At 71.8% G+C, this 12,839-nt stretch carries 11 protein-coding genes; 4 read left to right on the forward strand and 7 right to left on the reverse strand.

The features are described from left to right. Nucleotides 1–105: 105 nt before the first annotated feature. The 3 genes from AB0D31_RS13040 to AB0D31_RS13050 form a co-directional block, all read right to left on the reverse strand. Nucleotides 106–2,343, reverse strand: coding sequence for a catalase (locus AB0D31_RS13040; RefSeq protein WP_362721112.1), 2,238 nt, complete (start codon nt 2,341–2,343; stop codon nt 106–108). Between the two features lie 312 nt (nt 2,344–2,655). Continuing rightward, the gene (locus AB0D31_RS13045; RefSeq protein WP_362721115.1) at nt 2,656–3,840 is read right to left on the reverse strand and encodes a zinc-dependent alcohol dehydrogenase; all 1,185 of its coding nucleotides are present in this window, start codon (nt 3,838–3,840) and stop codon (nt 2,656–2,658) included. 238 nt (nt 3,841–4,078) lie between these two features. Continuing rightward, nucleotides 4,079–5,275, reverse strand: a complete 1,197-nt coding sequence (locus AB0D31_RS13050; RefSeq protein WP_362721117.1) for a glycosyltransferase family 1 protein — start codon at nt 5,273–5,275, stop codon at nt 4,079–4,081. A 362-nt stretch (nt 5,276–5,637) separates the two neighbouring features. Between AB0D31_RS13050 and AB0D31_RS13055 the strand changes: the two genes are divergently transcribed. The 3 genes from AB0D31_RS13055 (at nt 5,638) to AB0D31_RS13065 (ending at nt 8,021) form a co-directional block, all read left to right on the forward strand. Beyond that, nucleotides 5,638–6,108, forward strand: a complete 471-nt coding sequence (locus tag AB0D31_RS13055; protein ID WP_362721119.1) for an SRPBCC family protein — start codon at nt 5,638–5,640, stop codon at nt 6,106–6,108. Then, a complete protein-coding gene (locus AB0D31_RS13060) occupies nt 6,101–7,690 on the forward strand; it encodes an NAD(P)/FAD-dependent oxidoreductase (protein ID WP_362721121.1) in 1,590 nt (529 codons plus the stop codon). Before AB0D31_RS13055 ends, AB0D31_RS13060 begins: the two co-directional genes overlap by 8 nt. Before the next feature lie 139 nt (nt 7,691–7,829). Further along, nucleotides 7,830–8,021: a hypothetical protein gene (locus AB0D31_RS13065; RefSeq protein WP_362721123.1), complete on the forward strand. Its 192-nt coding sequence runs from the start codon at nt 7,830–7,832 to the stop codon at nt 8,019–8,021. A 222-nt stretch (nt 8,022–8,243) separates the two neighbouring features. Here AB0D31_RS13065 and AB0D31_RS13070 read toward each other — a convergent pair whose 3' ends face one another. Together AB0D31_RS13070 and AB0D31_RS13075 are read right to left on the reverse strand one after the other, a co-directional pair. Continuing rightward, on the reverse strand, nt 8,244–8,477 hold the full coding sequence (locus tag AB0D31_RS13070; RefSeq protein WP_362721126.1) for a hypothetical protein: 234 nt from the start codon (nt 8,475–8,477) through the stop codon (nt 8,244–8,246). Nucleotides 8,478–8,636: 159 nt separating this feature from the next. Further along, entirely contained in the window at nt 8,637–9,452 is an 816-nt protein-coding gene (locus AB0D31_RS13075) for a SigB/SigF/SigG family RNA polymerase sigma factor (RefSeq protein WP_362721129.1), read from the reverse strand. A gap of 263 nt (nt 9,453–9,715) precedes the next feature. On the opposite strand from AB0D31_RS13075, the gene AB0D31_RS13080 reads away from it, so the two are divergent. Next, a complete protein-coding gene (locus tag AB0D31_RS13080; RefSeq protein ID WP_362721132.1) occupies nt 9,716–9,991 on the forward strand; it encodes an isoamylase early set domain-containing protein in 276 nt (91 codons plus the stop codon). A gap of 33 nt (nt 9,992–10,024) precedes the next feature. Here the strand turns inward: AB0D31_RS13080 and AB0D31_RS13085 are convergent, their stop codons facing one another. Both AB0D31_RS13085 and AB0D31_RS13090 read right to left on the reverse strand, forming a co-directional pair. Continuing rightward, complete coding sequence (locus AB0D31_RS13085) at nt 10,025–11,812, reverse strand: glycoside hydrolase family 15 protein (RefSeq protein WP_362721135.1); 1,788 nt, start codon at nt 11,810–11,812, stop codon at nt 10,025–10,027. 261 nt (nt 11,813–12,073) lie between these two features. Further along, nucleotides 12,074–12,829, reverse strand: a complete 756-nt coding sequence (locus AB0D31_RS13090; RefSeq protein ID WP_362721138.1) for a hypothetical protein — start codon at nt 12,827–12,829, stop codon at nt 12,074–12,076. Nucleotides 12,830–12,839 lie beyond the last annotated feature (10 nt).

Here is a 12,839-nt window from a genome sequence, read left to right on the forward strand (position 1 = left end):
CCCGCCGCCCCCCCCGCGCCGGGCTCGGCGCCCCCACCCCCCGCCGCCCGCCGGGGGGCGGCCCCCCCCCCCCGGGCCCCCCCCCCACGGCTGTGTGGCGGGGGCTCAGGCGGCGGGCGGGAACCTGTCCCACGCGCGGTGCTCGGCCAGTGCGCCCTTGACCTTCTCCGCCGCGGCCGCACCGCTGTCGCTCAGGACGACACCCGGCTCGTCCGCGCCGATGCCGGATGACTCGAACAGCCCTCGGGCGTCACCCCACCCGCCGAGCGCCTTGCCGTGCCGGTACGCCTCGGTGAGCAGCAGCAGGACGCGCGGGTCAGTGCTCGCGGAGCCGGGCGAGCCGGCCTTGGCGTCGCGTGCTCCGTACGCGTCGTCGCCCGGCTGGGGCGCCCCGGCGAACAGGAGCGCGTCGTACTCGACGGACCGGGCCGTGGCGAAGGTCCGCTGTACGGCGATCGCGTCGTCGCCGGAGCCGAGGGTGCCTCCGGTGGGCGCGATGACCAGGGGGACCATGCCGGCGTCCAGGACGGCCTGTCGCACGCCGCGTACGCCGTCCAGATCGGCGGCGGAGTCGGCGACGACGCCGATCACCCGGCCGTCCGTGGGCCAGGTGTCGCCCAGCTGGGACAGGGCCGGGCTGGGGTCGGCCGGAGCGAGCTCCACGGTGGCCTGCGGCGCTGGCAGGCCGAGGCCGGCGGCCACCTGCTCGCACAGCTCCGTGTCGATGTTCGCCAGGACCTGCAAGTTGCGTTCCTTGACGGCCGGTTCGAAGCACTTGTTCAGCTCGAAGGTGTAGGCGGCGATGATGTGCTCGCGCTCCGGGGCACTCATGCTGAGCCAGAAGAGCCGTGGCTGGCTGAAGTGGTCCGCGAACGAGGCGGGGGCCTCACGGACCTTGCTGGTCTCGGGGATGGACACCGGCGTCTCCACGAAGGCGCTCATGTCGGCGCCCGCGAGGAAGGGGCATCCGCCGTCCAGGCTGTTGGGCCGGTACGGCGCCACACCGGTGTGCACGGCGCTCTGGTGCATGCCGTCGCGGAGCATGTCGTTGACGGGCGCGTGCGGCCGGTTGATCGGGATCTGCGCGAAGTTCGGGCCGCCGAGCCGGCTGATCTGCGTGTCGAGGTAGGAGAAGAGCCGTCCGGCGAGCAGCGGGTCGTCGGTGACGTCGATGCCCGGGACGAGGTGGCCGGGGTGGAAGGCGACCTGCTCGGTCTCGGCGAAGTAGTTCTTGGTGTTGGCGTTCAGGGTCATCAGGCCGATGGGCTGCACCGGTGCGAGTTCCTCGGGCACGAACTTGGTGGGGTCGAGGAGGTCGATTCCCTCGAAGGTCTGCTCGGCGGTGTCGGGGAACACCTGGATTCCGAGCTCCCACTGCGGAAAGGCGCCGGCTTCGATCGCGTCGAAGAGGTCGCGGCGGTGGAAGTCGGGGTCCATGCCGTTGATGAGCTGCGCTTCCTCCCAGACCAGGGAGTGCACGCCCAGCTTCGGCTTCCAGTGGAACTTGACCAGGACGCTCTCGCCGGCCGTGTTGACCAGCCGGAAGGTGTGGACGCCGAAACCCTCCATCATGCGGTACGAGCGCGGAATGCCGCGGTCGGACATGTTCCACAGCGTGTGGTGGGTGGCCTCGGTGTGCAGGGAGACGAAGTCCCAGAACGTGTCGTGGGCGCTCTGGGCCTGCGGGATCTCACGGTCGGGGTGGGGCTTGGCGGCGTGCACGACGTCCGGGAACTTGAGGGCGTCCTGGATGAAGAAGACCGGGATGTTGTTGCCGACGAGGTCGAAGGTTCCTTCGTCGGTGTAGAACTTCGTCGCGAAGCCGCGGGTGTCGCGCACCGTGTCGGACGAGCCGCGGGAGCCGAGGACGGTCGAGAACCGGACGAACACCGGGGTCTCCACGCCCTTGGCGAGGAAGGCCGCCTTGCTCACCTCGGTGGCGGTGCCGTAGCCCTGGAAGACGCCGTGGGCGGCGGCACCCCGCGCGTGCACCACGCGTTCCGGGATGCGCTCGTGGTCGAAGTGCGTGATCTTCTCGCGCAGATGGTGGTCCTGGATCAGGACCGGTCCGCGGGGTCCGGCCTTCAGCGAGTGGTCGCTGTCGTACACCCGCGTCCCCTGCGCGGTGGTGAGATAGGCACCACTCTGCGCCATGCGGGCCGGGTCGGCGCCCGTGGCCTGGCCCGTCGGGCTCACCGTTTCCGGGCCCTCCTGGTCAGGCTTGGGCGGCAGCGGCTCGGCGGGCCGGGTGGGCTCGGCCACGGGCGGCGAGACCGGCCCCGGCTTGCCCGGCAGGCCGTCGCCGTTCGCGGTGGAGTCTGTGGTGGGGTGCTCGGTCGTCATGTTTCTCTCTCCCAGTGGCGGTCGTCGGGACACCTCAGCCATGACCGCTCGGTCTCGAATCTCAAACGGACCACGGGTGGTTGTCACCCGCATCCGCGGGGGTCCATGGCATTCGCCCGGTCCTCTCACATGACCGGGGCCGTTCACGCCGCGTACCCGCTGTCGGTGGATGAACGCTCCCCCGCTCGAGGAAGCCCCGGCCGCATGGCACCGTGCGTGGCCGGGCGGTGGAGGTTCGCGTGTTCAGAGGGCGGATGCGGGCGTGTTGGTGGAGTGGAAGCGGGTGGGTCCAGAAGGTGGAAGCGGGCGGGTTCACGGGGTGAAGAGGACCTTGACGGCGCCGTCCCGCTTCTTCTGGAACATCTCGTACGCGTCCGGTGCCTGCTCCAGCGGCAGGCGGTGCGTGGCGAAGTCGTCGACGCCCAGGGGATCGCCGTCGGTGAGCAGCGGCAGGATGTCGTCGACCCAGCGCCGGACATTGGCCTGCCCCATGCGTACTTGCAGCTGCTTGTCGAACATGGTCAGGAGTGGCATCGGGTCGGCCGCGCCGCCGTAGACACCGGAGATGGAGATCGTGCCTCCCCTTCGGACGAGGTCGATCGCCGTGTAGAGCGCGGAGAGCCGGTCGATGCCGGCCCGCTTGATCATGGCGGAGGCGAGCGCGTCGGGCAGGACGGCCGTCATGCCCTGGGCGGCTGCCGCGACGCGGCTGCCGTGGGCCTCCATGCCGACGGCGTCGATGACGGCGTCCGGGCCGCGGCCTCCGGTGAGGTCGCGCACGGCGTCGGTGAGGTTGTCGCCGCATTCCTTGAGGTCGAGGGTGTGGACGCCGCGCCGGCGGGCCCGCTCCAGCCGCTCCGGTACGAGGTCGATGCCGATGACGGTCTTGGCGCCGCGGTGGGCGGCGATGCGGGCGCTCATGTCCCCGATGGGGCCGAGGCCGAGGACGGCGACGCTGCCACCGGGCGGGATGGCGGCGTACTCGACCGCCTGCCATGCCGTGGGCAGGACGTCGGACAGGTACACGAAGCGGTCGTCGGAGGGGCCGTCCGGGACGCGGATGGGCAGCTTGTTGCCGAAGGGGACGCGCAGGTACTGTGCCTGGCCGCCCGGGACCTGTCCGTAGAGCTTGGTGTAGCCGAACAGGGAGGCGCCCGAGTTGTGTTCGTGCACCTGGGTGGTCTCGCACTGCGAGTGCAGGCCCTGGTCGCACATGAAGCAGGTTCCGCACGAGATGTTGAAGGGGATGACCACGCGGTCTCCCGGCTTCAGGGCGGTGACCTTCGGGCCGACTTCTTCGACGATGCCCATGGGTTCGTGGCCGAGGATGTCGCCCGGATCGAGGAAGGGGCCGAGTACCTCGTACAGATGGAGGTCCGATCCGCACAGGCCGGTCGTCGTCACCTTGATGATGATGTCGTCGTCGTCCTGGATGGTGGGATCGGGCACGGTGTCGACGCGTACGTCCCGCTTGCCGTGCCAGGTGAGTGCCCTCATGATGCCTCCTCGTGGGTGTAACGGCTCAGATGGTTCGAATCCACATGTTTCACTCGGTGAGCGCGTGCCCCCGGTGGAGGCGGCGAACCGGTCCGGCCCGCGCTTTCACGGACCGGGCCGCCGCGGCCGACCTGCCCGCGCGCTCAACACCGCGCGCCGCGCGGGCAGTTCACGTGTCGTGGCCGACTCGGTGATCGGGAAGCGTGTGGACGCGATGAGCGAGCCACCCGCGACCCGCTCATCGCACCAGGCCGGCGTAGAGCGCGCGGTGGGCGGCGGCGAGTTCGGCACGCTCCCGTACGCGGTGCTGCTCGGTGGCCCGGGGCGCCGGCCGCTCCTCGTAGGCCCGTACGACGACGTTGCGCAGGGACTCCTCGTCCAGGCCGCCCTCCTGGGTGTGCCCGTACGTCAGGCAGGGGCGCTGCTGTGCGTAGAAACCGCAGTCGGGGGCGGCGACGGCGGTGCCGAGGTCATGACACGCCTCCAGCCATCCGGAGTGAGTGCCGAACACGTAGGGCAGCACGGACAGGTCGAGTGATTCCAGGTAGTCCCAGAGCTGCTCGTCGTCGAAGCAGTCGTGGATGGTGAGGGTGAGATGACCCCGGTGCACCAACTCCCGCAATTCTGCCAGGAGTTCGGGTGCATGAGCCGGAGCCGCGGGGTCGGCCATGTCCCGGTGGATGTTGACCTGGAGCTCCGCGTCCGCCAGCTCGGCCACGGTCGTCGCGAGGACGCGTACGACGGGCAGGACGGCCATGTCGGGCCGCAGGCTCTTGGCGTGGACACCCACCCGGAACTGGTCGCGGGCAGCCGGCCTGGGACGGGCCAGCCGTGGCAGATCCACCACATGGGGGTGCGGCAGCACGGTCGCGGTCCGGCCCCAGCGCGCGCCGATCGTCCGGGCCGCCCCCGGCGTGAGCGTGATGAGACGGTCGGCGGCCGGGATGATGACGTCGAGGGCCGCGTCGTGGGTCGCGGGGTCGGGCTGATACGGGTTGCGCAGTTCGTGCACCGTGTAGACCAGGGGCTTGCCGTGCCGGCGCAGAGCGTCCACGAGGGCGGTGAGCTGCTCGGGGCTCCGCGCCTCGAACCCGAAATGCAGATGGAAGACGTCGAAGTCCTGGTGATGGGCGCTCACCCAGTCGGGGTCCAGCATCACCGGAGGCCACCACCGCCGTGACGTGTTCGGCACGCCGTTGGGCCGGGGGTCGGTGAGGCGGGTGACGCCGTCGGGTTCCGCCGCGGAGCAGTGCCGCACGTACACGTGGCCCGCGGGCACCGAGGCGACCCTGATCCGGTCGGGGGCCACGGGCACGGGAGCGACGCTGATCCGGCCGAGGCTCACAGGCACCGGAGCGACCCTGATCTCGTCCAGGGCCGCGGGCACCGTAGCGACCCTCATCTCGTCGGCACGCTCCACCGATGGCACTTCCACGATGACACTCCTCAAGTGCGGGACTCAAGAGCAGGACGGACGGCACCCTGCTATGGCCAGTCTGTGGAAGGCCGCCGGACCCCGCATACGGACCGTGGGCGGGGTGCGGGCGGGGCGCCGGGCTTGTCGTGCCGTACGCCGGGGCCGGGCCCGCAGGACAGGACTCGGCCGCCCGGGTGAGGCGCGGGGCGGGATGCGAGGTCTTCCGAGGGCGCGCACCATGGGGTTTGAGCGGCGGTGAAGGGGTACGCCGTTGTCCCGGAGGGCCGGCCCCGGCGGCGGCACCGCCCGACCCGCCGACGCCCGGGCTCCGCGAGTTCCGCAGATACGCCACAGCGACGTCGGCAAGGAGAACTCCTCCCATGGCCATCCGCCATCAGTTGATCAATCGTTCCCCCGCCGACGTATGGGCGGTGCTCGCCGACCCCGAGCGGTACGGGGAGTGGGTGGTGGGGCCCGACAGCTCCACGCCGCTCGACGACACCTGGCCGAAGTCCGGCTCCCGGCTGCGGTTCACCCTGCGCGTGGGCCCGTGGTCGGGCGACGGCAAGACGACCGTCCGCCACAGCGAGGCGCACAAGGAGCTGGAGCTGGAGGCGAAGTTCAAGGCGCTGGGCAGCGCGCGGATCTTCCTTCAGCTCAGGCCGTGGGGCACGGGCACCCTGGTCATCTGCGACGAGCATCCGCTGCGCGGCCTGGGCGGCGCCCTGCACAATCCGGTCACCGAGGCGTTGCTCCAGCTCCGCCACCGGGGCATGCTGCCGCGCCTGGCCAAGGTGGTCGAGGAGAACCGTGCCGGGCGCGGGCACGGCGCCGAGGTCCGGCATGCCTGACGCCGTGGTGATCGGCTCCGGCCCCAACGGGCTCGTGGCCGCGAACGTCCTGGTGGATGCCGGCTGGAGCGTGGAGGTCCTGGAGGCGCAGCCGGAACCCGGCGGTGCCGTGCGCAGCGACCGGGGCGTCCACCCCGATTACGTGTCGGACCTCTTCAGCGCCTTCTATCCGCTGGCGGCCGCCTCTCCCGTCCTGGCCCGGCTCGATCTCGCGGCGGAAGGCCTCCGGTGGAGCCACGCCCCGCGTGTCCTCGCGCATCCGTTGGGGGACGGCAGGTGCGCGGTGCTCGAACGGCATGTACGGGACACCGCCGCCGGGTTGGCCTCATTCGGCGCGCGCGACGGCGAGGCGTGGCAGGCGATGTACGACATGTGGTGCCGGGTGGGACCGGACGTGGTGCGGGCCCTGTTCGCGCCCTTCCCGCCAGTGCGCGCCGGGCTGCGTCTGGCGGCGAAGCTGCGGGCCCCGGGCGGTCTTCGGCTGGCCCGGAGCCTGGCGTTGCCCGTACGGCGGCTGGGTGAGGAGGAGTTCTCCGGGGGCGGGGGGCGGCTGCTGCTGGCCGGCTGCGCCCTCCACGCGGACCTGGCTCCCGAGTCGGCGGTCAGCGGCGGCTTCGGCTGGCTGATGTCGATGCTCGGGCAGAGCCATGGCTTTCCGGTGCCGGTCGGCGGCGCGGGCGCGTTGAGCGCGGCTCTCGTGAGCCGTCTGGAGAAGCGCGGGGTGGCCGTGCGGTGCGGGGAGCGGGTCGCGTCCGTCGTCGTCCGCGGCGGCACGGCCGTGGGAGTGAGGACCGCGCGGGGAGAGCTGGTCCGGGCGCGGCGGGCGGTCCTCGCCGATGTGTCGGCGCCGGCCCTGTACCGGGACCTCGTGGGCGAGGAACACCTGCCGGCGCGGCTCGTGCGCGATCTGACGCGCTTCCAGTGGGACTTCGCGACGTTCAAGGTCGACTGGGCGCTGTCGGGGCCGGTGCCGTGGACGGCGCCCGGGGCGCGCGGAGCGGGGACGGTGCATCTCGCCGACGGCGTCGACGGCTTGACCCGGTTCGCCTCCGAGATCGCCATGGGCCAGGTCCCCGCCAGTCCGTTCGCCCTGCTCGGCCAGATGACCACGGCGGACCCCAGCCGCTCCCCCGCGGGTACGGAGTCGGCGTGGGCCTACACCCACGTACCGCAGGAGATCGTGTCCGACGCGGGGCCGGACGGCATCACCGGCCGCTGGGACGACGGGGAGCAGCAGGCCATGGCCGACCGGGTCGAGGCCCAGGTGGAGCGTTACGCGCCCGGTTTCCGCGCGCTGATCCGTGCCCGCCGCATCCTGGCTCCCACGACGCTCCAGGCCATGAACGAGAACCTGCACCTGGGTGCCATCAACAACGGCACCACCGCCCTGCACCAGCAGGCGATCTTCCGTCCGGTCCCCGGTACCGGACGGCCCGAGACCCCGGTCAAGGGCCTCTATCTCGCCTCGGCCGCCGCGCATCCGGGCGGGGGCGTGCACGGCGCCCCGGGCGCGAACGCCGCGCGGGCCGCACTGGGGCCGCGTGTTCTCCACACGCTGCTCCACCGGGCTCAGCGCGTGTGAAGCGCGGCGCGGGGCGGAACGCCGTGGTCTATATGGTGGTTCGGGCCGCTGCCGGGCACCATGAGGGCGCTCGTCCTGGTATGAGTAGTCCGTTGGGGCGGATGCCGACCTCGAATCTGCTAATAGAACCGGACATCCCGTGGACGATAGCCATTCCAGCGACCAGTGGCCGAGTATCGCCGCACTCGTCGAAGCGATGGAGGGCGGGCCTGATCCCGGCGCGGCCGAACTGCTCGAACGGTTCGCGCGTGACGCCGACCGAACCGCCGTCTTCGCGCTCAGGGACGCCCTGATGGCCCGGGCGCAGCGAGAGGGGAAGCACGGCGCATAAGCCTCTCGGCGCACGCCGAGCGTCGCACCCGCGTGACCGATGCAGCCCGTACCAGCGTTTCGTCGACTCGGGGCAGTACACGGCGCGCGACCTCGTGCGGGCTGCCGTCGACGTGGCCCGGCATGCATCAGATCGCGCCATGCGTGCCGCCCGCACCCGGGAGGGTTCAGTTACCCCCCGGCGGCTCCGAATCGCCCTGGCCGCGCGGGGAGCGCAGGGGCACTATTCCTTGGTCGCGTTGGACGCCTTGTTCGCCTGATTTACGCGTGTCGCCCGACCGTCCGTGCGGGGGCGGCCTTCGATGTCGGCTCTGGCCTGCTTCACGTTGGCCTTGACCTGATCGGCCTCCCTGGCCGCACGTGCGGGTTGATCGGGCCGAGCGGTGTCTGTGACGTCCTTGCCCGTGCCCTCCCTGGGCGCGGCCTTGGCCCGGCTCTTCCTGCCCCTGGCTGCCATCTGGACTCCTTGCCTCTCCTTGCCATGCCATGCCATGTCTTGCCCTGTCTTGCCCTGTCTTGCCCTGTCTTGCCCTGCCTGACGACTCGTCTGCGACAGGGTCAAACCAGGCCGAAGCCCGCTTGGTCGCGCGTCGGCGGTGCGGGGGGGCGCGCGGTGTCAGGCCGCGCCGACGCGGGGGTCGGCCAGCGCCTCGTCGCGCAGCCGCGCGCAGGTGCTGTTCAGCAGGCGCGATACGTGCATTTGGGAGATCCCGAGCGCCGAGGCGATCTGGTTCTGGGTCATGTCGCCGAAGAACCGCATGTACAGGATCTGCGACTCCCGTTCGGGCAGGGCCCTGAGCGCGGGCCGGACCGCCTCGCGGTCGATGACCGCGTCGAAGCCGGGATCGGGGGCGCCGAGCGTGTCGGTCAAGGAGACAGTCTCGCCGCCGTCGCCGTCCTCTGTGCGCGACTCCGCTTCGAGGGAGAGGCTCTTGAAGCAGCCGAGGGCCTCAAGACCGTCCCGTACGTCCTGCTCGTCGAGCCCGGACCGGGCGGCCAGTTCGGCGACGGTGGGCTCCCCCGGTCGCATCGCCTTCAACTCGTGGCGGGCGACACGGACCTTGTTGCGGATGTCCTGGATCCGGCGCGGCACATGGACCGCCCACAGCGCGTCGCGGAAGTGCCGCTTGAGCTCGCCGACGATGGTCGGGATCGCGTACGACTCGAACGGGCCCCGCGCGACCTCGTACCGGTCCACCGCCTTGACCAGGCCCATCGCGGCGACCTGGTAGAGATCGTCGATCTCCGCGCCGCGATTGCGGTACTTGAGCGCCAGGCGCTGCGCCATCGGCAGCCACCGCGCTACGAGATCGTCCCGCAGCGCCTCGTACTCGGGCCCCTGGGCGAGCGCCCCGAGGCGGACGAAGGCTGCCGTGGTGTCGGGGGTGTCGTCATGGCCGCGCCTGCTGCGGCTGTGGAGGGTGTCCGACATGGCGGGCTCCTTGGACCTGGACCGGGTTCGGGCTGCCGCCGCCGAGCCGCCGCGCCCCACGGCCGGAGACGACGCAAGCGCTTCAAGCGAACCAGCGCCACTCCCCGAACGCATCCCGAACCCTCACGCAGCGTGACGCGACCGGCGCCGCGCATTCGGCCGTTGGGGGCTCCCGGCCCGCGCGTCGACGGCGCCGCCGGGGTGCGGCCCCGCGATCCTGGCCCCAGGATGGGCCCAACCCCATCCACCCACAGGAGGTTTCCGTGCTGGAACGCAAGCGGAGCAAGGACAGCATCGAGATCACGTTCGTGCTCCCCGTCGACGCCCCGCCCGGCCCGGTCAGCGTCGTCGGTGACTTCAACGACTGGCGGCCCGGCACCCATGAGCTGCGGGCCCGCAAGGACGGCAAGCGCGCGGTGACGGTGGAGCTGCCCGACCGGAGCACCCATGCCTTCCGGTACCTGGCGGCCGGCGACTACTGGTTCGACGACGAGAGCGCCGACGGCCACGACGGCGCGAACAGCCGCCTCCACACCTGAACCACCTCCGCGCAGGCCGTCCGGGGGCACGGGTCACGGGCCGTGGTCCGGCGGGCTCGCGAGGCGGACTGCGCTCTCCAGCATGATGGCGTGGACGAAGGCCTGGGGCAGATTGCCGCGGAGCTGGCGCTGACTGATGTCGTACTCCTCGGCGAACAGCCCCGGCGGGCCGCAGGCGGAGCGGTTGCGCTCGAACCAGCGCACGGCCTCGGCCTGGTTGCCCTGCTGGTGTTCGGCCATCGCCATGAGGTAGCCGCAGAACAGGAAGGCCCCCTCGGCCTCCTCCAGGGGCCGCTGGTCGTGCCGGAACCGGTAGGCGTAGTGGTCGCGGGTGAGTTCCTCGGTGTACGCGCTCAGGGTGCTGGTGGTCCGCGGATCGTCGGCCGCCAGCGCCCCGCGCAACGGGGGCAGCAGCAGCGCCGCGTCCAGCGTGGGGTCGCTCGCGGAGCGCTGCCAACGGCCCGATGAATGAACGCCGTTGGCCGTGGCCTCCGCGAGGATGACGTCGGCGAGCGAGGCCCACGCGGCGGCCTTGCTCGCGGACGGCGCGACCTGGGCGACGGCGCGAAGACCCGCCGCGCAGATCAGCTTGCTGTGCGTCCAGTGCTGGGCGTCGAGTTCCCAGATGCCGGCGTCGGCGTCGGAGCGGCGCCGCGCGATGGCGTCGGCCGCGATGTCCACCGCCACCCAGCCGTCGGTGTCGAGGCGGCCGTGCCGGTGAGCGGCCGCGAACAGGAGCAGCGCCTCCCCGAAGGCGTCGAGCTGGAACTGGTCGCTCACCCGGTTCCCGATCTGGCTGCCCCCGCCGGGATAGCCGGGCAGCGGGAGTTGCGACGGTCGGGGCACCGGGTGTCCGGTCACGGTGTACGCGGGCGCGAGCCTCGGCCCGTCCTCGTGCAGGCGGGCGGCGATGAACCGTACGGCGTCGTCGAGCAGCGGGTGCCCGCCGGCCGCCGCCGCGGCCTGACCGGCGTAGCACTGGTCGCGGATCCAGACGTAGCGGTAGTCGTAGTTGCGGCCGGCCTCGGCCCGTTCGGGAAGGCTGGTGGTGGCGGCGGCGACCATGCCGCCGGACGCACTGGTGAGACCGCGCAACACGGTGTAGGCACGGCGGGCGTCCTCGGGCGCGAGCGTGTGGCCGAGGGAGGGGACTTCAGCGGCCCAGGCCGCTTTCGTGGCGCTCCACAACGCGTCGGCGTCGGGCCGGTCCGACAGGGCGTGCTCCGACATTTCCAGGACGAGGTCACGCTGTTCGCCCGGCTTGAGCGTCAGCGTCGCCGCGAGGCCGCCACGGTGACCGTACCGGGCGGGATGCGCCTCGGGTACGCCGCTCCAGCGCCAGCGCAGCTCTCCCGTGCGGGCGCTCCACGTGCCGTCGTCGTCGCGGTGCGGCAGACGGGAGCGGTCGGCGCCGAAGCCCGCGGCGGGCGCCAGGTCGACGGTGACCCGGGCCTCGCCGTCGACGGCGTGGAGGCGGCGCAGCAGGACGGCCCGGTGCGGGTCGGCCGGCCGGGCGAGCGCTTCTCGGCACTCCACGATGCCGGTCTCGGTGGTCCAGCGGCTGCGCCAGATGAGGGTGCCGTTCTCGTAGTAGCCGCCCCACACATACCGCCCGACCGGGGTGAGCGCATAGTGACCGGGGCCGCCGATGAGGGTGGAGAACACGGCGTCGGAGTCCCACCGGGGCATGCACATCCAGGCGATGTCCCCATGCGGCCCGACGAGGGCACCCCGCTCACCATCGGCGATCAGCGCGTACTCACGCAGCGTCTGCGGCGGAGGGTTGTCCGCGGAGCGCGACGGTTCGGATGTGCGGCTCACCAGGGTTCCTTGCGGTCGGTCCGGTCCGTTCCGGAAGCACGGACATTGTGCTGTGCGTCAGCGCCGTAATCCCGAAGCCGGGCTCCGGCGCGCCGGGACCGACACCATCGCCGCGCGGCCGCCGAGCGGCACCGCCGAACGGCCCCCGAACGGCCGCGAGAGCTCCGAGAATCGCGAGGTCCACGGCGGACATGGTCCGTGACGCGCGGGGTCCATGACACGCGCCTGCCCTGTGCACGACGCCGAAAACAAGCCCCTCCGTCACACCTGGAAGTGGCGCGTGAACGCCGAGGTGTCCGTGCCGAGGTAGCCACCGAACGGCGAGTCCAGTTCGTGGATCAGCAGCACGAGGAAGGTGATGAGGGCGGCGAGACCCATGACCATCACGATGTGGGTGGCGTTGCGCTGGATGCCGAAGAGGAACATGAACGCCACCGTCAGCACGCCGCCCAGGATCAGACCGACCCACAGGACCGGCGAGAGGCTGCTCTGGGCGTCCTGCTCACGCCCCCGCCGCGCCTCGTCGAGCGTGCCCAACTGGGCGAGGAGTTCCTGGGCCGCGATCTGCTGGGCCGGGGTGGCGTTGGCCGGTACGCGGGTCGCGGCGCGCAGTTCGGCGAGGAGCGTCCAGCCGCCGGAGCCGAGGTCCTCGCGGGCCGCCATCCTCGGCCACTCCGCGCCGACGACGTGCTCGGCGTACTGCTGGGAGATGGCGCGTACGCGGCTCTGTCCGTCGGCCGGCAGGGCGTCCGCCACCAAGTAGGTCTGATGCAGTGCGCCGGCTTCCGCCTGGACATGGGAGGACGCGTTGTCGCTGGTCTCCCACACGGATACGAGGGCGAGCCCCAGCACGAGCGCGTACAGCACGCCCACCATCATCGAGATGTACTCGGCGACGTCCTCGCGTGGCTCTTCGGCGGGATCCGGCGGGAAGAAGCGGTGTTTGGCCACCACCGTAGCCGCGGCGAAGAGGGCCACGGCGAGGGTGATGGCGAGGGCCTGCACGGCAGAGGACACCTGGCTCCTT

It is taken from the genome of Streptomyces sp. NPDC048361 (assembly GCF_040651795.1).
Classification (GTDB): Bacteria; Actinomycetota; Actinomycetes; order Streptomycetales; family Streptomycetaceae; genus Streptomyces.

Bases quoted from the DNA above. Each gene is read 5' to 3' on its own strand.
- AB0D31_RS13040 (WP_362721112.1), bottom strand. From the start codon at position 2,343: ATGACGACCGAGCACCCCACCACAGACTCCACCGCGAACGGCGACGGC.
- AB0D31_RS13045 (WP_362721115.1), bottom strand. From the start codon at position 3,840: ATGAGGGCACTCACCTGGCACGGCAAGCGGGACGTACGCGTCGACACC.
- AB0D31_RS13055 (WP_362721119.1), top strand. From the start codon at position 5,638: ATGGCCATCCGCCATCAGTTGATCAATCGTTCCCCCGCCGACGTATGG.
- AB0D31_RS13060 (WP_362721121.1), top strand. From the start codon at position 6,101: ATGCCTGACGCCGTGGTGATCGGCTCCGGCCCCAACGGGCTCGTGGCC.
- AB0D31_RS13070 (WP_362721126.1), bottom strand. From the start codon at position 8,477: ATGGCAGCCAGGGGCAGGAAGAGCCGGGCCAAGGCCGCGCCCAGGGAG.
- AB0D31_RS13075 (WP_362721129.1), bottom strand. From the start codon at position 9,452: ATGTCGGACACCCTCCACAGCCGCAGCAGGCGCGGCCATGACGACACC.